Annotated in this window: 24 protein-coding genes; 13 read left to right on the top strand and 11 right to left on the bottom strand. The window is 44.3% G+C overall.

Annotated elements, in window-relative coordinates:
• Positions 1–22 precede the first annotated feature (22 nt).
• The 7 genes from QUA20_RS03715 (at position 23) to QUA20_RS03685 (ending at position 4,510) form a co-directional block, all read left to right on the top strand.
• Positions 23–1,237, top strand: a complete 1,215-nt coding sequence (locus QUA20_RS03715) for a hypothetical protein (protein WP_333185510.1) — start codon at positions 23–25, stop codon at positions 1,235–1,237.
• Positions 1,238–1,585: 348 nt separating this feature from the next.
• Positions 1,586–1,873: a hypothetical protein gene (locus QUA20_RS03710; protein WP_333185509.1), complete on the top strand. Its 288-nt coding sequence runs from the start codon at positions 1,586–1,588 to the stop codon at positions 1,871–1,873.
• A complete protein-coding gene (locus QUA20_RS03705; protein WP_333185507.1) occupies positions 1,870–2,220 on the top strand; it encodes a clan AA aspartic protease in 351 nt (116 codons plus the stop codon). Before QUA20_RS03710 ends, QUA20_RS03705 begins: the two co-directional genes overlap by 4 nt.
• Positions 2,221–2,390: 170 nt before the next feature.
• Positions 2,391–2,627: a type II toxin-antitoxin system Phd/YefM family antitoxin gene (locus QUA20_RS03700; RefSeq protein WP_333032448.1), complete on the top strand. Its 237-nt coding sequence runs from the start codon at positions 2,391–2,393 to the stop codon at positions 2,625–2,627.
• The gene (locus QUA20_RS03695) at positions 2,624–3,007 is read left to right on the top strand and encodes a type II toxin-antitoxin system VapC family toxin (protein ID WP_333185505.1); all 384 of its coding nucleotides are present in this window, start codon (positions 2,624–2,626) and stop codon (positions 3,005–3,007) included. Before QUA20_RS03700 ends, QUA20_RS03695 begins: the two co-directional genes overlap by 4 nt.
• 388 nt (positions 3,008–3,395) lie before the next feature.
• Entirely contained in the window at positions 3,396–4,106 is a 711-nt protein-coding gene (locus tag QUA20_RS03690) for a class I SAM-dependent methyltransferase (protein WP_333185503.1), read from the top strand.
• 59 nt (positions 4,107–4,165) lie between these two features.
• A complete protein-coding gene (locus QUA20_RS03685) occupies positions 4,166–4,510 on the top strand; it encodes a hypothetical protein (RefSeq protein ID WP_333185502.1) in 345 nt (114 codons plus the stop codon).
• Here the strand turns inward: QUA20_RS03685 and QUA20_RS03680 are convergent.
• A complete protein-coding gene (locus QUA20_RS03680) occupies positions 4,481–6,991 on the bottom strand; it encodes an ATP-binding protein (RefSeq protein WP_333185500.1) in 2,511 nt (836 codons plus the stop codon). The genes QUA20_RS03685 and QUA20_RS03680 overlap by 30 nt on opposite strands.
• A gap of 487 nt (positions 6,992–7,478) precedes the next feature.
• Positions 7,479–8,243: a LuxR C-terminal-related transcriptional regulator gene (locus QUA20_RS03675; RefSeq protein ID WP_333185498.1), complete on the bottom strand. Its 765-nt coding sequence runs from the start codon at positions 8,241–8,243 to the stop codon at positions 7,479–7,481.
• Between the two features lie 99 nt (positions 8,244–8,342).
• Here QUA20_RS03675 and QUA20_RS03670 point away from each other — a divergent pair, with 99 nt between their 5' ends.
• From QUA20_RS03670 to QUA20_RS03655, 4 genes are all read left to right on the top strand, one after another.
• Positions 8,343–9,017, top strand: coding sequence for a DJ-1/PfpI family protein (locus tag QUA20_RS03670; RefSeq protein ID WP_333185496.1), 675 nt, complete (start codon positions 8,343–8,345; stop codon positions 9,015–9,017).
• A 1-nt stretch (position 9,018) separates the two neighbouring features.
• Positions 9,019–9,447 (top strand): DUF6220 domain-containing protein, encoded by a 429-nt coding sequence (locus tag QUA20_RS03665; RefSeq protein ID WP_333185494.1) that lies wholly within the window; start codon positions 9,019–9,021, stop codon positions 9,445–9,447.
• Between the two features lie 832 nt (positions 9,448–10,279).
• On the top strand, positions 10,280–11,332 hold the full coding sequence (locus tag QUA20_RS03660; RefSeq protein WP_333185492.1) for an ABC transporter substrate-binding protein: 1,053 nt from the start codon (positions 10,280–10,282) through the stop codon (positions 11,330–11,332).
• On the top strand, positions 11,329–13,101 hold the full coding sequence (locus QUA20_RS03655) for an ATP-binding protein (protein WP_445304639.1): 1,773 nt from the start codon (positions 11,329–11,331) through the stop codon (positions 13,099–13,101). Before QUA20_RS03660 ends, QUA20_RS03655 begins: the two co-directional genes overlap by 4 nt.
• A 506-nt stretch (positions 13,102–13,607) precedes the next feature.
• Here QUA20_RS03655 and QUA20_RS03650 read toward each other — a convergent pair.
• From QUA20_RS03650 to QUA20_RS03635, 4 genes are all read right to left on the bottom strand, one after another.
• On the bottom strand, positions 13,608–14,084 hold the full coding sequence (locus QUA20_RS03650; RefSeq protein ID WP_333185488.1) for a DUF2656 domain-containing protein: 477 nt from the start codon (positions 14,082–14,084) through the stop codon (positions 13,608–13,610).
• Positions 14,085–14,092: 8 nt separating this feature from the next.
• Entirely contained in the window at positions 14,093–14,980 is an 888-nt protein-coding gene (locus QUA20_RS03645; protein WP_333185487.1) for a HEAT repeat domain-containing protein, read from the bottom strand.
• 3 nt (positions 14,981–14,983) lie between these two features.
• Positions 14,984–15,256 carry a hypothetical protein gene (locus tag QUA20_RS03640; protein ID WP_333185485.1) on the bottom strand — a complete coding sequence of 91 codons (273 nt, stop codon included), beginning with the start codon at positions 15,254–15,256 and terminating at the stop codon, positions 14,984–14,986.
• Between the two features lie 170 nt (positions 15,257–15,426).
• A complete protein-coding gene (locus QUA20_RS03635; RefSeq protein WP_333185483.1) occupies positions 15,427–16,011 on the bottom strand; it encodes a phycobiliprotein lyase in 585 nt (194 codons plus the stop codon).
• A 241-nt stretch (positions 16,012–16,252) separates the two neighbouring features.
• Here QUA20_RS03635 and QUA20_RS03630 point away from each other — a divergent pair, with 241 nt between their 5' ends.
• Positions 16,253–17,083 carry a pentapeptide repeat-containing protein gene (locus tag QUA20_RS03630; protein WP_333185481.1) on the top strand — a complete coding sequence of 277 codons (831 nt, stop codon included), beginning with the start codon at positions 16,253–16,255 and terminating at the stop codon, positions 17,081–17,083.
• 2 nt (positions 17,084–17,085) lie between these two features.
• Here QUA20_RS03630 and QUA20_RS03625 read toward each other — a convergent pair whose 3' ends face one another.
• A complete protein-coding gene (locus tag QUA20_RS03625) occupies positions 17,086–17,838 on the bottom strand; it encodes a phycoerythrobilin:ferredoxin oxidoreductase (RefSeq protein ID WP_333185479.1) in 753 nt (250 codons plus the stop codon).
• A gap of 7 nt (positions 17,839–17,845) precedes the next feature.
• The gene (locus tag QUA20_RS03620) at positions 17,846–18,580 is read right to left on the bottom strand and encodes a 15,16-dihydrobiliverdin:ferredoxin oxidoreductase (RefSeq protein ID WP_333185477.1); all 735 of its coding nucleotides are present in this window, start codon (positions 18,578–18,580) and stop codon (positions 17,846–17,848) included.
• Between the two features lie 235 nt (positions 18,581–18,815).
• Between QUA20_RS03620 and QUA20_RS03615 the strand changes: the two genes are divergently transcribed.
• The gene (locus QUA20_RS03615) at positions 18,816–19,400 is read left to right on the top strand and encodes a phycobilisome protein (protein ID WP_333185475.1); all 585 of its coding nucleotides are present in this window, start codon (positions 18,816–18,818) and stop codon (positions 19,398–19,400) included.
• Positions 19,401–19,404: 4 nt separating this feature from the next.
• On the opposite strand, the gene QUA20_RS03610 is transcribed toward QUA20_RS03615, so the two are convergent.
• From QUA20_RS03610 to QUA20_RS03600, 3 genes are all read right to left on the bottom strand, one after another.
• On the bottom strand, positions 19,405–20,094 hold the full coding sequence (locus tag QUA20_RS03610; protein ID WP_333185474.1) for a HEAT repeat domain-containing protein: 690 nt from the start codon (positions 20,092–20,094) through the stop codon (positions 19,405–19,407).
• 104 nt (positions 20,095–20,198) lie between these two features.
• Positions 20,199–20,477 carry a CpeR family transcriptional regulator gene (locus QUA20_RS03605; protein WP_333185472.1) on the bottom strand — a complete coding sequence of 93 codons (279 nt, stop codon included), beginning with the start codon at positions 20,475–20,477 and terminating at the stop codon, positions 20,199–20,201.
• A gap of 169 nt (positions 20,478–20,646) precedes the next feature.
• Positions 20,647–21,414 (bottom strand): phycobilisome rod-core linker polypeptide, encoded by a 768-nt coding sequence (locus QUA20_RS03600; RefSeq protein WP_333185470.1) that lies wholly within the window; start codon positions 21,412–21,414, stop codon positions 20,647–20,649.
• Positions 21,415–21,449 lie beyond the last annotated feature (35 nt).

The raw sequence follows: 21,449 nt of genomic DNA, 5'->3' as shown, positions 1-21,449 counted from the left end.
TAAGACAAAGTAAGAAGATAACATGGCTGTTCTACGTGGTTACGCTCATTGTGAGATATGTGCAGAAAACTATATTTTGCGGGCAGGAGTAGGGACTGAAAAATATCAATCTCACACTTTTGATTGCAAGTCTTGTGGAATACCAATTTCGGTAATTGTGAGAGCAAATCCACCTAGTGCTCATTTTGAGCCAGAAGAAAATGTAATTATTGACGATAGTGAAGGTGAGAATGCAGTTGTTTTAAATTTGCACCCATTCTTTGCATTTGACAGCAAAGAAATTCATGCTCTTCTGGCATTTCCTTCTTTACTATATTGTCCCAAAATAGCACCTTATTTAAGGCTTGTTCCGCAGGAAAAAAATCTAGTAATTCCAACCCACGATATAGCATTACAATTCTTTGTACCGAATGCGAGTAATCTCTGGAATACAGTTAAAAATATATTTTTGCTGGAAGAGAGAGTAGGGCAAAATAAAAGGGTCATAAAAGCAATCGAACACTACGAAAAACAACGCCAGAAGTATTTTACAGAAACAAAAGTATGCAACTCTAAAGAGGTCGCATTTAATTTCTTTGATAGCCTATTTTATCCGCGTTTTGAAAAGCTTTTAGATCCTGCGATTGAATTAATATATGCGATTAAACGCGACTATCAGCAAGGATTTGCCGAATTCTGTGAATTTTACTCAAATCATATTAAAGCACAGCATTCAAGGCAATATTTTTCAATTTTTTCTGATTATTTCAAGATATATAATCAGTTGAGCCAAATGGTTGTACATTCACGAATTGGTGATGAAGATGTTGACGATAAAATAGTTGGCTCAAAGTCATTTGAAGCCGTGAAATTATATTATGGTCAAGCCTATGAATCTCTGACAAGCTTTTTTGTAATATTTGCTTGTTTAAATAATATTCTTGTTGGAAGATCCTACGATCAATTTCAATCAATGACATTGAATAAATACATGAAGGACGTGAGCAAAGAGAAAAAGGCTAACCCTTTTGAACAAACACAACCGTTTTATGCTTTTACAGATGGTTTGGACAGTACGTTAAGAAACGGCTCGCACCATGCCTCAATATGGAGAAATGGAGAAAAGGTTTTTTATAGAAGCGGTGGTACTGGAACTCAGCGAGAAATTACATATAGTCGTTACCTCCACTTGTGTAATAAGTTGACAATTTCACTGGCAGTATTGTTTATCATTGAGCTTAAGCTAGGAGAGGATTAAAGTAAAGAATGTTTGAGTCGAATGTCCCGCTCGAGACTGGGAGCATAGCCTCCATCATCTACAATTGAGTGATGCGGAGTATTCTCCATTAAAATTTAGCGGATTTCAAGGTAAATGAAGATTCTGCTAGATACGCACATATTTTTATTGGCGCTCGCACAATTGCAGCGCGCCATTCGCGATCGCAATACTCAATACCCAATACTTCAAAATTACCATTTGGTCGATCGTCCTCTTAGTTTCTAGCGTTTTCTGCGGAGAGTGCGATCTTTGGAAAGGGCGATCGCGCTGAGTAAGTGAGCTATCATATCCATAATAGGATCAAAAGTTACAAAAAAGAGGGAATGTATGCAAACAATCCTTTTGAGTCGTGAAGAAGTCGCGCGTCGTGCGAAACATTTGTATGAGAGCACCATCCGCCAAAAAATTGAAATAGAAGAGAATATTGGCAAGATGGTCATCATTGATATTGAAACAGGTGACTACGAAATTGATAAAACTGGGCTAAAAGCCGCACGTAGTCTGATGGCAAAGCATCCGTATGCTCGACTTTTTGGCATTCGTATTGGTTACAATGTGGCTGCTTCGTTGGGTGGTGTAATGGAGCGTGTCAACAAGTCATTTCTGGTATTGTGACCGATCGGCACGCGATCGTCGCGTTGACGTTTCTCCTCCCAAGCGGCTCTACTTTCCCGATCGAGTTTGTCATAGATACGGGCTTCACTGACTACCTAGGTTTGCCACCGGAGGCAGTTACCTTACTGGGGTTGCCCTTCCTGTACGATATGCCTGTAAACTTAGCAGATAACAGTGAAGTCCTAGTAGCAGTTCACGAAGCAATCATCCTTTGGGACGGGGAAGAACGAGAAGTTCGTGTATTTGCTACAGGGCGAAGGCCTCTGATTGGAACTGCTTTGCTGGACGAGCAAGAACTTGTGATTCAGTTCACTGAGGGGGGGTTAGTGACGATTGATGAGTTGTAGTTTCAACGCTCGATCGCAAAACCCAATACTTCAAAATTACCAGTGGGTCGATCGCTCTTTAATTCACTAATTATGATTCAAGACTTATCCTAACTGCGAGCATACGCTCCATCATCTACAATTGAGTGAGGCGGAGTATTCTCAATTGAGCTTTATACTGAGGAATTTTTATGTTGAACGTGACAGTTGACGAAATTCAGCGCGATCCTTCAAAGTATCTGCGTCAAGTGGAAGCAGGTGCAACTTTTGTTATCCTGCAAGCAGATAAGCCGATCGCCGAACTAAGACCTATTTCTAGCAGCAAGCAATTACGACCATTCGGTTTGTGTGCAGGCGAGTTTACCGTTCCAGATGATTTCGACGCTCCTTTGCCGGAAGATATCCTCAGTGCATTTGAAGGTAAATGAAGATTCTGCTAGATACGCACATCTTTTTATGGTTCATCAGTGGTGACGCCCAGTTATCAATAGATGTTCGAGATGCAATTCGCGATCCAGATAATGAGGTCTATTTGAGTGCAGTTTCAGTCTGGGAAGCAATTGTCAAGTACCAGTTGGGTAAGTTACCTCTGCCGGAGCATCCCGAAACATATTTACCCAAACAGCGCGATCTTCATCAAATTGTCAGTCTTTCTCTTGATGAAAGTAGCGTAGCTCAACTGGCTAAACTGCCACCATTACATCGCGATCCATTTGACAGAATGCTTATCTGTCAAGCTTTAGAGAATGGTCTGACTATTGCGACAGTAGATGGGGCAATTCGTGCCTACTCGGTCAGCGTTATGTAGCAGTTCACGGTTATTTGCCGTCGCACAACTTCATGGCGCCATTCGCGATCGCAATACCCAATACTTTAAAATTACCATTTGGTCGATCGCGCTTCCCTTCGGTACGATCGCTCTCTTAATTTCTATCCTTATTGTTATGCCAAGAGTGCGATTTTTGAAAAGGGCGATCGCACCCTCGCAAGTTGTAATTTGAACCGGATGCGAGGAATAAAACCCCAAAACCGCGATTATTAAACGGGTTTTGGGGTTTTATATTTTTTTTCTATCGAGCTTCTAGGATTCTTATTACTTTTGTTTGGCTCGAATCCAGTAAGTTTTGAAGCGAGGGGCTAAAATCCAATTCAGATAGCTATTAAAATACAGATTGCAAGCTTATTGGCTTTCCAGAATGCAAAATCAAGAGTCACCTATTGTTTTCGATCGAGAACGCGCTTCTTCCTACGACAAAAGATTCGCTAAATTGGCTCCGATGCGCGACGCACTTCATTTACTGATCCGCCTGGTACTTTCTGAACTTCCTACCGATGCAAGGATTCTCTGTGTCGGTGCGGGAACAGGCTTGGAATTGATTTATCTGGCTCAAGCGTTTCCACAGTGGCAGTTTACTGCGGTAGAGCCTGCGGCACCGATGCTTGACATCTGTCGCCAACGCGCCGAAGAGTGCGGTATCGCGTCACGTTGCACTTTTCACGAAGGCTATCTCGATTCACTGCCTGCATCGCACTCTTTCGATGCGGCGACTTGCCTTCTGGTTTCTCACTTCTTTATGCAACAAGATGAGCGGCGCAACTTTTTTAGTCAAATTGCTTCACGACTTTGCCCTAACGGATATTTGGTCAGTGCAGATCTGGCTTCCGATAAGTCTACTTCAGCGTGCCAAAGCCTTTTCGAGGTTTGGCTGCGAATGCTGAGGTATTCCGAAGTGCCTGCTGAGGAGATTGAAAAGTTTCGTGCTTCTTATGGTCAAAATCCTGCTGTGCTACCGCCACTTGAAGTCGAATCAATAATTGCATCCAGCGGCTTTGATACACCTGTATTGTTCTTACAGACCCTTCTGATTCATGCCTGGTATGCTAGGCGAACACCACCCGATCGCTAGAAGTTAAGTGATCGACAGCAGCCGAAAAATCTCGTGAAGTGGACTGACCAAAACCAAGTGTGAGGTTGCCAAGTTTTCTAGAAGCCCCTGAACCGAGTCGCGCCGAAGAGCGATCGCAATACCAATACCGAATACTTCAACATTACCTGCGGTCGATCGCCCTTCAATTCGGTATTGCGTTAGCGAAGCCCTCGAAGAGGATCGCTCTCTTAATTTCTAGCGTTATTGTTCTGCCAAGAGCGCGATATTTGTCAGGGGCGATCGCGCTTCTAAGATTCTTACGGCTTCCGATCGAGCTGTTGGCGGTAATTGACACCCCGCTCGATTATTGTACCGCCTCAGATTGTTTGAGGGCTGCACTGAACGCGAAGTCGTTAAGATTCAGCAGCGATCGGGAATGCTAAAATTGTCTGTTGCCGAATGGGGAGCTGAATCACAAACTCAGTGCCTGAGCCAGGTGTAGAAAAACACTTGATTTTACCGCGATGTTTTTCAGTAATGATTTGATAACTAATCGACATCCCCAAACCCGTACCTTTACCGATGGGTTTGGTGGTGAAGAAAGGGTCAAAAATGCGCTGCTTCACTGAGTCTGGCATACCGATTCCGTTATCAGCGATCGCCACCTCCACCCATTGATTGTCGATCGCAGAAGTCCGAATCGTAATCTGGTTCGGGGTGTCTTTAAGCTCCTGATAGGAGCGTTTGGTATTCATGTAATCTAGGGCATCCAGAGCATTGACCAAAATATTCATGAATACCTGATTGAGTTGTCCGGGGAAACATTCCACCTTGGGCAATGTGCCATAGTCTTTAATCGTTACCACGCCTGGAGACTCTGGTTTCTCTTTGAGCCGGTGTTGCAAAATCAGCAATGTACTTTCAATTCCCTCATGGATATCAACATCTTTGAAGTCTGCTTCATCCATGCGAGAAAAATTTCGCAACGATACGACAATACCGCGAATTCGCTCGGTGCCTACCTTCATAGATGACACGATCTTTTGGATGTCTTCAGTGAGGAATTCCAAGTCGATTTCCTCTGCCATTGCTTGCACGTCTGGATCGTTGCTGGGATGGCGCTGTTGATAGAGTTCGATCATCCGCAGCAGATTTTGGGTATATTCGTCCAGGTGGGTGAGATTACCGTGGATGAAGTTGACCGGGTTATTGATTTCATGGGCAATTCCGGCAACCAACTGTCCCAAGCTAGACATTTTTTCGCTTTGGATAACTTGCATCTGGGCTTTTTTCAGTTCGTTTAGGGTTGTCTCGAGTTCTTTAGCTTGCACGGTTGAGGAAATTGCTAGTTCTTCGATCGCAGCAACCTGGGGCAGAGTTGTCCAGCAAGCAATCGCCACTCCCACAAATGCCAGCGTCATCAACACAATAATCAGCAGATAGGGATTCTTGGTTCCGACTTCTACCCGCAGCCACGATCTGATCAGCCAACTGATTGTCGCTGCACTACAAATCAGCGCAATCAAAACTCCGATCTGAAGCACTACAAAATCTTCGTTTTCAGGATGGTTTAGCGGCTTGGAATGCAGTCGATCCCACCACGGTAAGTGCAAAGGTGCCCAAGGAATCCGCCGAATTGCAGCGTCGATCGCGAGCGCTGCTAACGGCAACAGCAACCCGATGCCAAAATCCATCCATCCCCAGCTAACACCACCCACCACCAGGGAAATGAACTCCACCACCAGCAATGCTAAAGATAGTCGCCCCCAACGCACGGCTGGATCGTTGCGCTGCATCCACAGCCCCAAGTGGAACCCCATGATAGAAATGAAAAAACTCACCCCTGACACCACGACAATTCGAGTGGTGTTGCCCCAGACTAAAAATCCTAAACTACAGATAAAGGTTAGCAGCAGCGCGGGTTCTAGAGAACCCCGACGGGACGCTGCGCCAAACACTGGAGACAACAGCCCATCCTGCGCGAGTTGGAAAAGGATGCGGGGCGTATTGCAAACGCTAGTCGCAGATCCCAACAAACAGCAAGCCGTAACCAGCAATGTGACTATGACAGGGGCAGCGTCTCCCCAGAAAGGCTTGGCAGCCGCCAGGAAATTGCCGTACAAATTGCCTTCTAAACCCGCAGCGGTTGCCAACTGCAACAAGACTAAAGTGCCACCCACAAACACCAGAGGCATGAACCAGGCAACCCAAGACAGCGCCTTGAGGGTGTCTTTTGGGTGGAGACTGTCGGCTACAAACGATGAAGCTGTGTCGCAGCCATAGAAGCTATAAGCGGCAAACAAGTACCATTTCAGCCAGTCCTGGACACTGATGGCATCAATGCTGCTGGGCAAGAGTCCGGGGCTTTGGGGCGAAAAGGCAAGCCAGCCTAAACCCTGAACGCAGAAGAGGAATAAAAAGCCGATCGAAGGAAAGACAAAAAAGAGGTGCAGAATGGCGACGGCACGGGTGCCACTGAATGCTACAAAGTAAGCGATCGTAGTGAAACCGATCTCAAACACTTTTTCTGGAATCTTCAGCCCCATCGGTTCTAAATGGAATTGGATCAAATCTGTGATGACGATCGCATTAATGGCCGGAAAAGAAACCCACCCCAAGTAGTAGGCAATCCCCAAGTAACGGGAAAGGGCAGGGTAACGATGAAGCAATCGCGTGATGTAATTTGGTGTTCCCCCAGATACATCTGGATATTTCTCACCCAAACTCTGAACTTGAAGGTTAAACAGAATTCCGACGATCGCACCAGGAATCCAGACCAACAGGGATGCGGAGCCAATTTCTGCTTGCATCGACGGTGCTAAGGTAAACCACATCAGATATCCAACTACACTAAACCCCCAAGCTTCCGCAGAGGACATGGTGCGCCGGAGGCGATTCAAAAATGGCACACGATCTATTTCCATAACAAGCAGATAAAAGTAATCCTATTGTGATACAAGTGTATTTTCCACAATCAAGAAAAAAACAAATACCTAGTATTTCCTTCTAGGGGTTAAACTTGTAATCTCGATCTAATGTAGCGGTGAAATATTGAGGCCTAATCAGTTTATGTTGCTAGCGATCGCACTCTCGATCACAATAACTCGTTGGAACTGATATCTTGCACGAGATGCAAAAAGCCTTTCACGGGCAGGCTTTCCTGCCCGCCCCACAAGAAAATTCACTTACTTTTTGTGGAACAGATCGAAAAGCCTGTTAAGCGAGAATGGTGCAATATCTCAGTTGAAACGGACTCAATAGAGTCTTTTCACTTTGTTTAATGTGCCGTTAAGTAGCGCTCGCGATCGCAATACTAATACTTTAAAAATACCAGTAGATCGATCGCTCTTTAATTCGGTGCGTTAGCGAAGCCCTCGAAGAGGATCGCTCTCGGTGTTTCTAGCGTTAAGTTTATTGGTGAGTGTTCTGCATCAAGTTGGATGGAGACATTTTTATACTTGGCAAATGGTGTTTTGTCGCGGAAAGCTGTGCAACCATTTCTGCACGAGACGAAACCTCAAGCTTGCGGAACATTCGCTTCAAAGCTTGCTTCACTGAATTCTCAGTAATCCAAAGTTCCCTCCCGATTTCTGCGTTAGTTCGCCCCAAAGCAACCAATTCGGCAATTTGCAATTCACGAGGCGTTAATCGATCGCTCTTGAAAGATTGATGTTGCGATTTTCCTATGCCCGTTGGGGAGGCTTCGCCAACGGAAACACTTCGCGATCGCACAGTTGCAGCCCAAACAGACAAATGCAAACACATCGCACTCAAATCGGCTAGATTTTGCGTATCGAAGGCAGGCATTGACTGTTCGCGGGTGCAACCCACTACACCCACTAATTGACCGCGATTGACGATCGGCCCCGCCATCACGTGCCAATGATCGGGGCGGGGACAAATGATTGCCCACGCCTTGGGCGATGTTACTAATCCTTCATGCACAGGCGTATGGCGCTCCGCTAAGTAACGTGCAACAGGATTATGTTCGACAGATAACGCGACTTTTAGTAATTTCTGAAGATTTCGATCGGCTAAAAGCTGGTCGAAAAAGAAGATTCCCGATCGCTTAGTTGCAAAATACTCGCCGATTTTGGGCACGACTTGCGATCGCAAATCTTGTTCATCCGTCACCTGGTCGATTTCTTTAAATAAAAGCTGCAAGGAAATTGTCATGCTGTCAAAAAGAGTACCCGATCGAGGACTAGGCGAAGTCTGTTGCTACTTCTAGTATAAGGACAGATTTAATCGCAATCGCCCCAAGGAGATGAATTCATGACTGACTCACAAAAGCATATCATTGGTTTGGTATTTTATCCTGGCATGACATCGCTGGATATAGTGGGACCGCAGCAAGTTTTTAGTGCGTTGCCAGGTGTCCAGATTCATCGGATCTGGAAAACGCTAGATCCGATTAAAACCGATGACGGCATGATGGTTTTGCCTGATACCACCTTTGAAAATTGCCCGCGCTTGGACGTTATCTGTATTGGCGGCGGTTTGGAGCAAGGGGCAGTAGAAGACGATCCAGAGATACTAGCATTTCTTCGCAAACAAGGCAGCACCGCCAAATTTATCACTTCTGTCTGCGGTGGAGCGCTATTTCTGGCGAAAACCGGACTGCTGTTCGGCTATCGAGCGACGACTCACTGGGCAATGCGCCAACAACTCGCAAAGTTTGGCGTTGAGGTTGGCACAGAGCGCATAGTAATCGATCGCAATCGTATTACTGGTGGAGGCGTGACAGCAGGTATCGATTTTGGCCTGACGATCGCTAGCATCCTTTGTGGTGAGGAAGTAGCCAAGATTATTCAACTATTACTGGAGTACAATCCCGCCCCGCCATTTGATGTCGGTTCGCCAGAAAAAGCGGGGGCTGAGTTGGTCGATAAGGCAATCTTATTTATGCAGGGGATATCGAGTTTAGAAGTAGCAAAACAGGCAGTTTGACATGAGCACAACTTCGGAAATCGGTCGCGATCGTACTCCCACACATTGGGTACAGATAGGTTTTTATACAACTTCAATCGTCTTTAACCTCTGCTTGATTGCTCAATTATTAACAGTTGGAGTTGCCTACTTCAATGACCCTTCCTGGTGGAATATTCATGTTTGGCTAGTGCGAGGCTATGGTGGATTGTCATTAATATTATGGGGATGGTCATCGCTCGCCCCATTCTCACGCAAAATACGACATCTCGCTGCCACTCTACCTGTGCTGCTTGGGCTGCAATTTGTCAGCATTCATCTCAAAACACCTCTCCATCTAGAGGTGTTCCATCCTCTGATTGGATTTTCGCTCCTCTATGTTTCTTCAAGCCTTGTACACAGCACATCGCGCATTTTATCACCCACCAACCATCAGAATGAGCAAGCTTGAGAGTTAGAAATGACGCAAGATGCAATCTTTACTCCCTTCTTTGCAACAGTGCAGCACTTATCCACTTTGGCACAATTGATTAACCTCGCTCAAATGAGCTAGAACTTGTCAACAGTCGCCGAACAATGAGCGTGCAGCGGAAAGTCCGCCCTATTTCTGCGTGCGAGTTCGGGGTATTGCGGGGCAGTCTGCCACTGAACCGAGTCGTTAGATCGCGATCGCAATACCCAATACTTTAAAAATACCAGTAGATCGATCGCCCTTCAAGGTGCGATCGCTCTCTTAGTTTCTAGCCTGATTATTCTGCGAAGAGTCCGATCTTTGTCAAGGGCGATCCTCTTCGAGGGCTTCGCTAACGCACCGAACAAGTTTTGATTCGATCGGGATCTTACAGGCAAAAAACATAGCAAGAAAACCCCCAAATCCCGTTTAAAAATGGGGTTTGGGGGTTTTCGTTGAGGCTGGGAAACATTCTCATCCGGCTGATCTCGTTACCGATCGCGATCTGGGACGGAATATTCCCATGTAGATGAACCGTGGATTGCAGCAGCCCAGGAACCGCCAGAGCAACGAACCCCTCAACTCCAGGAAGCGATTCGCATCGCAATATCGGCGTTGTGTAGAAGTTCTGACCACATTTCCCTGCAGATGAATTCGTGGATTTTTATCTGCGGGAATCAGCGACGATTTCTTGATTTGGGTTGGATTTGGTAATGAATTATCAGCGAGGAGAATAGTTCTATTTTACATTTGTTTTAGGCGTTTTTTCAGGGAATGACATCCAGAAAAGTTCTTGCTATCATCGACGAACAAGAGCGTTGAGGCTGCATAGATGACTGGCAAAGCTCAGACGGGGACTAGACAATTATTGCGTAGGTGTTGGTTGACTTTAACGAAATGGCGATCGCTCGGTGTCCTCTGCGTTTTGACACTGGCGGTTAGCCTGATTGTAAATGCCTGTAGCCTGGCATCACAACAACTAGCTCCCCTGCGCGTCGGTATCACCAGTTGGGCAGGATTTGATATTGCACTTTATGCTCAGGAAGCAGGCTTATTCAAACAGCGCGGATTGGACGTGCAACTCATTCGATTTGAGAATCAACAAGATTCGACTCGCGCCATGCTGCGCGGTACTCTAGACGCGACTTTTGTCTCTTTGTGGGATGTGGTGCAGTCTGATTCGGGTAGTGACAAGCCTGCGGTGCTGATGGTAACAAATATTTCTCATGGGGCTGATGGTATTGTTGCTCAACCTGCAATCAAGTCAGTGGCAAACCTTCGCGGTAAAAGAGTCGGAGCGAAACTGGGAACAGTGAATCATCTGATTTTATTGGAAGCCCTCAAGTTGCACCAGATTAAACCCGAAGAGGTCAAGATTGAGGATGTTTCCAACGAGATAGCGGTTGATTTGATGCAGAAAAAACGTTTAGATGCCGCCGTACTCTGGCAACCGTTGCTAGGGGAAACGGCTCAAACAATTAAGGGTAATATCATTTACACTACTCAGGAAGTTGATAGTTTAATTATTGATACGTTGGCTTCTCGGTCAACTATTACTCGCACGAAGAAAGCAGAATTGAAGCAATTTATTATGGCTTGGTTTGATATTATGAGTGCAGTGGAAACAAAGCCGAATGAAGTGTTTCAAAAGGTTGGAAAAAGCCTGGGACAGAAGAGTTCGGCTTTTGCTAAAGATTACGCGGGTCTGAAAAAGGGTGACATTGCTATGCAACAACAGATGTTTAAGTCTGGTCGCTTACCAGAAGCGATCGCTCAAATGGCTAAACTATTGAAATCTGACCCTCGTCCCGGAAAGATACCGCGTCAGGATGTGGAGATTAATACTGAGCTCGTAACTACAGCGATCAATGAATGGAAATTATGACGAAATTCCTGCATCCCCATAGCTTGTCGCAGCGCTTGCTGGTTAGCGTTGGGTTGTCGATCGCCACTGTTGGACTGGCAACTCTGGGACTTAACTATCGGCTGATGCAGTCTGACTTAGAAACGCAAGTTCATAACCGGGCTCAATCGATTACACAATCGCTAGAGTTTTCTACAGAAGGCTTACTAGAGTTGGAGAATAAAAGCATTCTGCGACGGGTTGTGCAAAATTTTGCCACGATGCCCGGTGTGGTGGAAATTGCGATTGTCGATCCATCTGGGATAGCGATCGCCCGTAGCCCTCAGAATGCGACTAATCAGCCATACACTTCCATCTATCCACAACTCGCACAACCACTTTACCAAGCGGCGACCACAGGCATTGAAGTCAGCCACAATATGGTCGTGGACAGCAAGCCTGCGATCGCGCAAATTCTGCCTTTTAGCAGTACCTTGTTTGGCACATCTCAACGACGGGGAGTGGCGATCGCGCTACTCGATCTCAACCAAATGCAGCAAGCTACCGACAGAACCTTCATTACATCAACTTTGTCATTGCTAGTTGGCATCATCACAATTTTATTAATCATGGGGATACTCCTTCAGAAGAATGTATTGCAACCCTTGCGGGACTTAAACGAAGCAGTTTGTCAAAGTAAAAAAACTGGCATCTTTCCTATGCCAAAGACGATTCCCGCTAACGAAATTCAATTTTTGGCAAGCACATTTGAGGAAGTATTCCGACAATTGGAAATCCACGATAAACTCACCGCCGAAATAGCTCAACGGAAACAAATAGAAGCCACATTACGCGATAGCGAAGCCAGAGAACGAGACAAATCTCAGCAGCTTGAGCAGGCAATTGAGAATTTAAAACGAACGCAAACCCAACTGATCCAGACAGAAAAAATCTCATCTTTGGGGCAATTAGTTGCAGGAGTTGCCCATGAAATTAACAATCCGGTCGGCTTCATTCATGGCAATCTTATTCATGTACAATATTATGCTGACTGTCTATTAAATTTGGTACACCTATATCAAAAGCATTATCCAAACCCAATTGGCGAAATTGAGAAAGCAGCAGAAAATATTGAGCTGGATTTTTTGCAAGATGATTTACCTAAAATCCTGAGCTCAATGAGAATTGGGACCGATCGCATTCGCCAGATTGTGCTGTCACTCCGCAATTTTTCCAGGATGGATGAGTCAGAATTTAAAGAAGTTGATATCCATGAAGGAATTGATAGCACGCTGTTAATATTGCAACATCGTCTCAAAGCGCGACCCGAATATCCCGAAATTAAAGTCATTCGAGACTATGGTGATTTACCGCTAGTTGAGTGTTATGCCGGACAACTTAACCAAGTATTTATGAATATTTTGGCAAACGCTATTGATGCACTCGAAGAAATAAATACTCAACGGGTAGCTTGCTCGATCGAGAAGCGCCCATGTTGTATTACAATTTGTACCTCGGTGGTAGATTCGCAATGGGTTAAAATTGCGATCGCCGATAATGGCAATGGAATTCCAGAATCAATTCAAACACAGATATTCAATCCATTTTTTACAACAAAGCCTGTAGGGAAGGGAACCGGAATGGGAATGGCGATTAGTTATCAGATTATTACTGAAAAACATGGTGGGACGCTGAGGTGTTTTTCCACGCCAGAAAAAGGGACGGAGTTTGAGATTTGTATTCCTGTTCAGCAGCAGGAGTTGACAATATCGAAATCAACGACGATTTTATCTACGGGAGATAGATCGTAGCCTGGTAAACGTCAAAATCAGCGTTTCGGGACTTATATCTAACTTTCCAAACAATCTTGAAGCCTTGCTCCATTTCTCCTTTCAACCTTAAAAACATCCTCGATCGCTTTACCCATGACTATTTGGATCAAAAAAATTAATATAGCTCTACAGAACATTCAGGTTTTAGTTAGGATTAACTTGGATTTCGCATCCTACAATTGAAGCAAAAATCAGTCTCCCTGTTAATTTACTAGAAGCGACTTATCGAGGCGTAAACGAGGGAAAAGCAAAAAGTCGTGATGAATTTATTATGCGGGCTATTCGTCGATAATTAGCCACGCTGAAGCCAGCATAAATTGATGCAGCACTAGCAGAAATGGCAAGCGTTCCAGATTATCAAGCTGATGTTTGACAAATGGAAACTGAATTTCCTACAGCTTATTAGGAAGCCTTTAAATTGGCGGAGTCTCAAGAATAAAAAACAGTATCAATCAAAAAGATATCCTGACACCTTAACTCACCCGTTACCCCTTTCTCCTTTCAACCTTAAAAACATCCTCAATACTTTTCCCTGCCGTTTTCTCCTCCCACCCCATCGCCATCAAAAAACTCTCAGCAGACTGAGTTTCCACCACATCCACTCCCCATTCTCCCGGTTGCAATGCCTCAGCATCGCTAGTCAATGGCGGAGTCTTCTTCAATCCCGCTAAAATCAGAATATCAGGAAAAGAATCATCAATTTTCCCCTGACTCATCCGCTTATCCACCAAACTTTGACCGCAAAATTCTCCCACTTGAGGCGGAGAAAAAGCATCCGTAGAAAACAGAACTTCTACCATCCAATGACCGTGATTTAATTGACGACACTTAATCTCAGGATATTGACTTAAACCCCCAGCAAATACCCGAGTAAATTCTTCCCTATTTAAGGTGGGAAAAACCCCCTCGGGCAGATCAAAATTATGAGAAAGCAACATCCGCACCGTTCCCGATTCAGTCATACTTTTAGTTACTTAATTTGAGAAATCGCCAACTTAATCACACCTTGAACGGCCGCTTCTGGCTCCTTTTCCAATGCAGCTTGTAGCGGTTCAATCGCAGCCCGATCGCCCACTTTCATCAAAGACAAAGCCGCCGCCCTGCGAGTTTCCCCATCACCGCGATCCAGCAACTCAATCAGATTAGGAATTGCAGGTTTATAAGCCAGATTTCCTAAAGCCGCCGCCGCCTCGCAACGCACATCAACATCAACATCCGTCAGAGACTTAACCAAAATCTCGAATAATTCATCCTTCGGTTCTTCCTGTGCAACCTTCGCGATCGCACCCACCACCGCACCGCGCACCACAGGCGAATCAGAGGCGATCGCCTGATACAAATACTCCTTCGCCCCCGCCCCAATAAAAGCCAACGCCCAAGCCGCATGACCGATCGTACTCTCTGGCAAATCACTTGACCCTAAAATATCCAACAAAGCCTGCACAGCCGGCTCCCCAATCCTCGCCAACGCCCCAATTGATGAACCCTTAACCACCGTATCCCGATCGTTCAACAAAGCATGAATTAAATGAGGAACCGCAGTCGGATCTGCAATCAAAGTCAGAGTTTTAGCAGCAGCACGCCGCACAACCGGATTAACATGATTTGCCAAAGCATCTAATAAAAAAGGAGTCGCCGCTTCGCCAATTTGAGCCAAAGTTTCCGCGAAACGCAGTCGAGTCATCCCCCGCGTATCTCCCAAACATTCAACCAACCGCTTCAAAAGATTGGAATCATTAGGATCGAAAGTATCTAAATCTATTTGTTCAGTAACTTCCCGAAGAAAAGCATCTGTTTCAGCGTGAGCCAATAGAATTGGATCGGCCTCCGCTTGAGAATTAGAATTGACCATCATCATCACCTAATTATTAGTAGTTAGAGCCGCCAATTGAGCGCGAAGACTCTCCAGTCCAGCATCAATCTTAGCAAGTTCCGGCTCAATTTTAGCCATCGCCGCCTTCTGAGGTAATTTTGCCTTTTGTGCCGCAGTCATCGTTTCATTAACCAAACGTTCGCGATATTTTTCAAATTCAGCAATTACTTCTGCCAATTCTTCAACATTAGTCTCTGTTGAATTAGCAACAGTTTCCTCATTATCAGAATCCGATGGATTAAAGTCTTCGTTTTCAGACATAGTTTTGATAGTTTAATAATTAGTCCGCCTAGGCGAAATTTGTGTGTGTAGCCGCGATTGCAATCGCCGGGATATTTTTTGTTTATGTAACCGCAATTTCACTCACCGGGATATTTCGACTTTGTGTGTGTGTAGCCGCGCGCGATTGCAATCGCCGGGATATTTGTGCTTTAAGGTGACAGCACACCCACCCCAGAAAACCTCAAGCGATTGTGTTCTAACATCTCTTCTAAAGCAGAATGAGAAATACAACGACGCTCAGAACAGTATGCCATTTGTTTAACCCCATTTATCATCTGCACAGTCATCACCCGTACCCGAAAATGATCGTTAATAAACCAACAGCGTTCCTGTCCTTGATTAGTCTCATATTCCGTCTCAATAGTCAACACCCCATCATCCGCAAAATGGTAAACACCGATGACCGGAATACCTTCAACATAGCCTCGATTTCGCAGAAACTTGCCCGTTTTCGGATTACTAGGATTAGGCACATCTACAAGAATAGCAGCATAGTTTTCGTTCGGGACTGTATCATCTAAATTATCCTGCCACATAAAACTGCATCCCCCACTAACTAAAGCGGGATCGACATTCTGCTGTTGACACACGTCTAAAATTCTGGGATCATCTGTTGACAAAACGTCAACGATAACATTGGATTCTCCCGACTCATCAGCCGCAGCAGTATCAAAATTATGGACTGTTCGCTGAGTAAACCAAACGCCCTCACTCTTGCGAAAGAAATCCATCATAGTCATAGGTGGTGTTAGCAGCATTTCTGTGTCAAATTAGCGAGAGGAATCAGAGGGATTGAGACAAATCTCATTGAAAAACGGAGATTTCGGCTTTGACCTGAGCTTAGCCGAACTGGGAATCCGATCTGATTTTGGTTAAGAAAAATAAACAAACGTCAGTCTGGAATCCGTCAAATTCTAGGATAAATGACACAGGACAATTTTGAGCAACTCGATCGATAAATTTTCAGAAAATACAATGTCACCTCGTCAACACTCGTCTTTCCTCTCCGAACCCCTTTCTGCAACAGATATCTTACCAGCCATTCAGGAAGGCAAAAGTCTAGCTCAAACTAACCTCCCGGGAATCAACCTCAGCCAGATGGATTTATCTGGTATTGATTTCAGTGGAGCAAACTTGATTGGGGCAAACCTCAGTCAAACCAATTTGCAAGGGGCAAATCTCAAAGGGGTTGATTTACGCAGGGCAAATCTCAGAGATGCCAACTTGAGTGGAGCGAATTTACAAGAAAGCTATCTTTTTCGTGCAGATTTACAGGGCTGTAATTTAGTCAATGCCAAGCTACAAGAGGCAAAATTAAAATTAGCTCAATATGATGCTCGTACCCAGTGGCCAGAAGGATTCAATTACAAAAATTCGGGAGCTATTGGTCCCCAAGCCAATCTCAGTGGAGCTTTTCTGAATACAGCTTACCTCCGAGGCGCAGATTTACACGGCTGTAATCTGCGAGGTGCTTATCTCAGTGGAGCCGATTTAACTGGGGCCAATTTAGAGGGAGCCGCCTTAAGTGGGGCGAGCCTTCAGAATGCCTTTCTGACTGGTGCTTATTTACGGAATGCTATCTTAATTGGAGTCGAATTACAAGGAGCGGATTTACGAGCGGCTGACTTAACCGGGGCAAATTTAGAGCAATTAAAAAGTATTGCTGGCGCTGATTTTACCCTAGCACAAGGACTCACCCAAGAGATGAAAGCCATGCTTTGCAGTCGCGATCGCAAAGAATTAGGAACTTGGAATGCTTTTACTCGTAACAATACGGCTCAGAGTCTTGGCTCTCAGGTAGGATAAATTTACACTGATTGTTGAACTGCTGGAATGTGGCGTTCTAAATCGAACAGAAAACCGTGAATATATTCCTCAGTCCACTCCTCACCATAGAACCGGGTAAACATCCCCCTCGCCGGATCTTTTGCAGCACGATAATTAATATAACGTCGCTGTGCCTCAAGAATCTCTCCAAGTCGCTGACTATCTGTGACAGGTTGCGCTTGTTCAACTAAATCGAGATAAGCTTGAAGATAATCCTTAAAAGCTTCAAAAACCGTAGTTTGTACAGCCTCTGTTTCCTTGGGACGAGTCCAAAGAAAAGCAGGAGAAAAGAAAGGTTTTGCCTCGTCAGGAAAATCTCCTCCCCAAGGCAACTCCTTTTGATAAGTGTTGAAAATCGGTAAAATCGGATCTGAGTATTGCTTCTGGTAAGCCGCATCGTGAAAAAGAGGCTGCATATCTAAAGCAATTAAATGTCCCCCCGGCAAGGTTACTAAGTCCGCCCCAAAAAATGGCAAGTCATAATTTAACTGGGGGAAAATCACAAAATTAAGTACCTGGAGAGCATCACCACCCTCAACATGAGCCGCGCGAATTTGCCGTAATTTTGAGGACTTAAAAGCATGACTTGTCGTCACCACCAACTGCTCTTTTTTCCCCTTCCCAGTTAGAGATTCTTTCCGTTCAAAACCTGCCGGAATGGGATAGGGAGCCAAGTCCAGTCGTTCTTTTAGAAGTGGGATAGCGTAATCTAAGAAAGGCTGATAAAGAGTCATTTTTAACTTATCTTACTCCCGCTGGAACTGCTAAGGGAACAGCATCTTCAAACAAAAACTCGTACAGAAATCGCTCTGACCATTCATGCCCAAAATAGCTGCCGAATAGCCCTGATGCAGGATCGCGTTCCGCACTGTACTGATCGTAATCTTTCTGTGCCTTCACAATCCGCTGAATCTCTTCGGGAGTGTTAAGCGGGGAGGCTTGCTCTAGCATTTGCCAATACAACTGAACGTATTCTTGATAGGCTGGAAACAAACGAGTTACAACCGTTTCTGCATCAGTTTTAGCAAATAGCAAGTTCTTGGAAAAATACTGGTTCGCATCGTAAAACTTCATTTCTAAGTCTTGCGTTAAATCCTTGTATTTATCCTTAAGGGCGCTCATTGGCTCGATATATTTGTCTATATAGGCGCGATCGCGGAATAAAGGTTGAAAATCCAAGACCACCAAGATTTTCTTCTGTCCAAAAGCTAAAAAATCAATTCCTAGTAAGGGCAGATCGTAATTATAATTCGGATAAATGACACTATTGAAAATCTGTGCCGTTTCTCCCGCATCAATGTATGTGTAACGAATCTTTCGCAATTTGGGACATTGATAGCACCAACTTTGAATCGTGGCGGGATTTTTGCCTCTTTCACTCACCACCGATTCCAATCCAAAGGGAATGGGACGACTCTCTAGAGCAAAACGTCCAAACAGTTCTTTTTCTAAGAATTCCTGAAACGGCTTAAACATAGATTAAAATCTTGCTCCTTCAATCTTTCCCTCAAAACACAATCATAAGGGATTGCCTTAAATCTTGTCTCTGTTTTTGACAAACAAAGTAATATTTCGTTACGAAACTCTGTTGTGCGCTCAGGATTCCCAAGAAAAACCCTGTACCAACCATCATTAAACAGCTGCAATTGTAATAAATCTTAATAAACTCCCTCATAATTTTAGTCTATCCTAGTAAACTATGTGTAATTTAATGACTATGCAATTAAGTGAAAGAGCAAAGCAATTAATTCCCCAAGCCAGAATTGTCAGTTTCGCCACTTGGAAAAACTTATATTCAGATGAAATAATTGCTATTTTTCAAGAGGCTGACGATCAAAGTCGATATCTCACAGATGAGGATTTAGAACGCATTAAAAATCTTGCTCCTCATCTCTCTTTAATGCTAGAAAAAGCCCGATTATTGCGAGAGCAAGCTCCTAATCTTGTTGCTGATGCGAGGAAAAAGGTATTAGCCGACTTTCCAAATATCACCGATCTTGGTAATGACCTTTATCCTCCCGAACGTGCTGAAGCCTGTTGGCGAGATTTTTTGCAGTTTCTGCGCTGTATCACCTATGGAATTGCAGGTAACAGTCCTCAATTTACTAGCCAAGAAGGACTAAAAAACATGGAGCTACTCTATCAAGAATTGCGGGTTCCTGTTTCGGCGATGCTCTGTGGACTAGAACAGTTGAAAACAGTTAGCTTGCAGCAATTTAATTTTGAAGACCGGGATTTATTGAGCCTCTATTTTGACCATTTAATCAGTGGGTTAAAACAATTTAATCAAGCTTAATCAACTAAACAGTATCTGATTCCTTACTGTTTATTTGATTGAGCAGATTTTCTAAAGCAGCAGCAACGACTCGATGATTTGAGTCTTGCCGAAGTTGACTTAAAATTTCCTTAGCCTGCGGATAGTCAAAATGTTGCAAAGCAGATGCGACGTGCTGACGCATACCTTCATACTCAGAATTAGCCAGCATTAATAACTGAGAAAGTGCCGCCTGTTCCTGATTAGTTCCGGCTAATGTACCAAGTGCATCCACAGCAGCTTCCTGAGTGGTTCTATCTTCTCCAGCTAAGGCTTCCATACAGACCTCAAAGAGTTCGCTTTCGCACTCCATATCAACCAAAACAGCCAGAATACTACGACGAACTAACCAGTGGTCATCCTGCAAAAAAGTCAAGACTAAATGAGATGCAGCACATCGACCAAAAAGCGAAAGAGAATTAGCAGCCTCAGCTCGCACATTCGGCGTATTATCAAATTTCATGATTTGGAGCAATGCGGCGAAGGAATCGGCGGTTTGTTGTGTCCCAAATGCCCTGCTGACAAAGGAACGTACTAAGAATTCCGGGTCATCGAGTTTGCCTTTGAGCAAGGGAACGGCAATCTCTGGTTTATAATCCTTGAGAGCCGCGACGGCCTTAAGTCGATACTGAAAATCAGGATTGTTTAGAGACGTTTCGATTTCGTGAATATCCATAACCACAACCAAGTATAATTTTTATTGATTTTAACCAAAAAGTTCCTAATTTTGCAAATAACCAAAGAGCTTTTAACACTTAATAACCTTCGCGGTTGTTATAGCTAAGCTCTTTGATCGAATCGAGTCTGAAAACAGCCGTACTTGAACCAATATTGTCGCAGTTCATGATGCGGTGTATGCAAACTGGCTTTAGCCTGATAGAGAATCACTTGTCGATGATTTCCCATCCAAAGTCGTTTGCCTGGTTCAACAGAAATTAAGCACCCTCCTAGAATGTTAACACATTCCTCAAATCGCTCAACTGCTGGATAGTCTAAAGTTTCAAAAATTAGCAATTGACCGGAAAAAATTAGGTGACGACTTCTGATCCAAGCCTGCATTTTTTTACAAGCTATTGGGGGTAGCATCTTTCAGATACTCAGCTTGAAAACCGAGTGATTTATTTTTATTTTCAAACCGACCAGAGAAAAAGAGCGAATAATAAACTCGCTCTAGAGAAAGTAGGAGATACCAAACTTCAATGAAGACCAAGGTGAAGTCTAGGTAAATTTAGCCAACTTCAGTAATACTGAGAATTTTGCCTCCCATTTTCTGAATATTTTTAATTTGCTTAGACATTTGAGCATAGCTGACTTCATAGCTGATATTGCTCACTCTGACCTTAGGACCACCAGACTTAGCAGCAGTAATCCGAAAACGTTTACCAGTTGTGCTAGAGGCTCCACTGGTACTAACGCTAGAAAGTTTGATTTTCTGAGGCAGGTTGCTCGCAACCGTAGCAATTAATTGAGCTTGATTACTGCTATCGCTAGTAGCTGCTCCTCCCAGCAAAGAAAGCATCCGATTAAACCCGACATTCTTGATACCAGTTTGGCTGCGAATGTTCCGAGGATAAGGCACAATATTCTCGCCAAAGTTCTGGCTGTAATCGTCACTATCGATATAAGAATCGATTTCTGCTTCATAGCCTTGACCGTTACAAATTTGGACGTGTTCCGAAATATCCGTCTGTTCTAAAGGAGCGCGACCAAGCAAATGCTTGCAGTTTAACTCGATGAACCGATAGGCAGAATTGGTGTTAAAAAATAGAGACTGATACAGGTCGGACTTTGCCACTTGTCTGACAAAATCACGCACCGTAATATCACCATTGCGAAGCAAAGATTCGGCACTGGTGAGACGCTGACTTTCCATCAGGTGAGCATTTCCTAACACCTGTCGGTAAGCAGCACGAATGACGACTTGTAAATCGTCTTCGGTTGCATTGGAGCGAAGTTCTACGGGGTCACTGACGAAAGAGGCTGTTAAACTGGACATTGTTTTTTCCTAACGTTAATTAAAGTTTGATTGAG

Source organism: Microcoleus sp. Pol7_A1 (genome assembly GCF_036701085.1).
Classification (GTDB): Bacteria; Cyanobacteriota; Cyanobacteriia; order Cyanobacteriales; family Microcoleaceae; genus Microcoleus; species Microcoleus asticus.
This window is presented reverse-complemented; position numbering and strand designations above follow the sequence as displayed.

What these genes read in the sequence shown, in the direction of transcription:
- QUA20_RS03645 (WP_333185487.1), bottom strand. Translation starts at nt 14,980, where the DNA reads ATGATGATGGTCAATTCTAATTCTCAAGCGGAGGCCGATCCAATTCTA.
- QUA20_RS03650 (WP_333185488.1), bottom strand. Translation starts at nt 14,084, where the DNA reads ATGACTGAATCGGGAACGGTGCGGATGTTGCTTTCTCATAATTTTGAT.
- QUA20_RS03670 (WP_333185496.1), top strand. Translation starts at nt 8,343, where the DNA reads ATGACTGACTCACAAAAGCATATCATTGGTTTGGTATTTTATCCTGGC.
- QUA20_RS03690 (WP_333185503.1), top strand. Translation starts at nt 3,396, where the DNA reads ATGCAAAATCAAGAGTCACCTATTGTTTTCGATCGAGAACGCGCTTCT.
- QUA20_RS03605 (WP_333185472.1), bottom strand. Translation starts at nt 20,477, where the DNA reads ATGCAGGCTTGGATCAGAAGTCGTCACCTAATTTTTTCCGGTCAATTG.
- QUA20_RS03635 (WP_333185483.1), bottom strand. Translation starts at nt 16,011, where the DNA reads ATGATGGATTTCTTTCGCAAGAGTGAGGGCGTTTGGTTTACTCAGCGA.
- QUA20_RS03620 (WP_333185477.1), bottom strand. Translation starts at nt 18,580, where the DNA reads ATGTTTAAGCCGTTTCAGGAATTCTTAGAAAAAGAACTGTTTGGACGT.
- QUA20_RS03600 (WP_333185470.1), bottom strand. Translation starts at nt 21,414, where the DNA reads ATGTCCAGTTTAACAGCCTCTTTCGTCAGTGACCCCGTAGAACTTCGC.
- QUA20_RS03675 (WP_333185498.1), bottom strand. Translation starts at nt 8,243, where the DNA reads ATGACAATTTCCTTGCAGCTTTTATTTAAAGAAATCGACCAGGTGACG.
- QUA20_RS03710 (WP_333185509.1), top strand. Translation starts at nt 1,586, where the DNA reads ATGCAAACAATCCTTTTGAGTCGTGAAGAAGTCGCGCGTCGTGCGAAA.
- QUA20_RS03680 (WP_333185500.1), bottom strand. Translation starts at nt 6,991, where the DNA reads ATGGAAATAGATCGTGTGCCATTTTTGAATCGCCTCCGGCGCACCATG.
- QUA20_RS03610 (WP_333185474.1), bottom strand. Translation starts at nt 20,094, where the DNA reads ATGGATATTCACGAAATCGAAACGTCTCTAAACAATCCTGATTTTCAG.
- QUA20_RS03715 (WP_333185510.1), top strand. Translation starts at nt 23, where the DNA reads ATGGCTGTTCTACGTGGTTACGCTCATTGTGAGATATGTGCAGAAAAC.
- QUA20_RS03625 (WP_333185479.1), bottom strand. Translation starts at nt 17,838, where the DNA reads ATGACTCTTTATCAGCCTTTCTTAGATTACGCTATCCCACTTCTAAAA.
- QUA20_RS03630 (WP_333185481.1), top strand. Translation starts at nt 16,253, where the DNA reads ATGTCACCTCGTCAACACTCGTCTTTCCTCTCCGAACCCCTTTCTGCA.
- QUA20_RS03665 (WP_333185494.1), top strand. Translation starts at nt 9,019, where the DNA reads ATGAGCACAACTTCGGAAATCGGTCGCGATCGTACTCCCACACATTGG.
- QUA20_RS03615 (WP_333185475.1), top strand. Translation starts at nt 18,816, where the DNA reads ATGACTATGCAATTAAGTGAAAGAGCAAAGCAATTAATTCCCCAAGCC.
- QUA20_RS03700 (WP_333032448.1), top strand. Translation starts at nt 2,391, where the DNA reads ATGTTGAACGTGACAGTTGACGAAATTCAGCGCGATCCTTCAAAGTAT.
- QUA20_RS03640 (WP_333185485.1), bottom strand. Translation starts at nt 15,256, where the DNA reads ATGTCTGAAAACGAAGACTTTAATCCATCGGATTCTGATAATGAGGAA.
- QUA20_RS03660 (WP_333185492.1), top strand. Translation starts at nt 10,280, where the DNA reads ATGACTGGCAAAGCTCAGACGGGGACTAGACAATTATTGCGTAGGTGT.
- QUA20_RS03655 (WP_445304639.1), top strand. Translation starts at nt 11,329, where the DNA reads ATGACGAAATTCCTGCATCCCCATAGCTTGTCGCAGCGCTTGCTGGTT.
- QUA20_RS03695 (WP_333185505.1), top strand. Translation starts at nt 2,624, where the DNA reads ATGAAGATTCTGCTAGATACGCACATCTTTTTATGGTTCATCAGTGGT.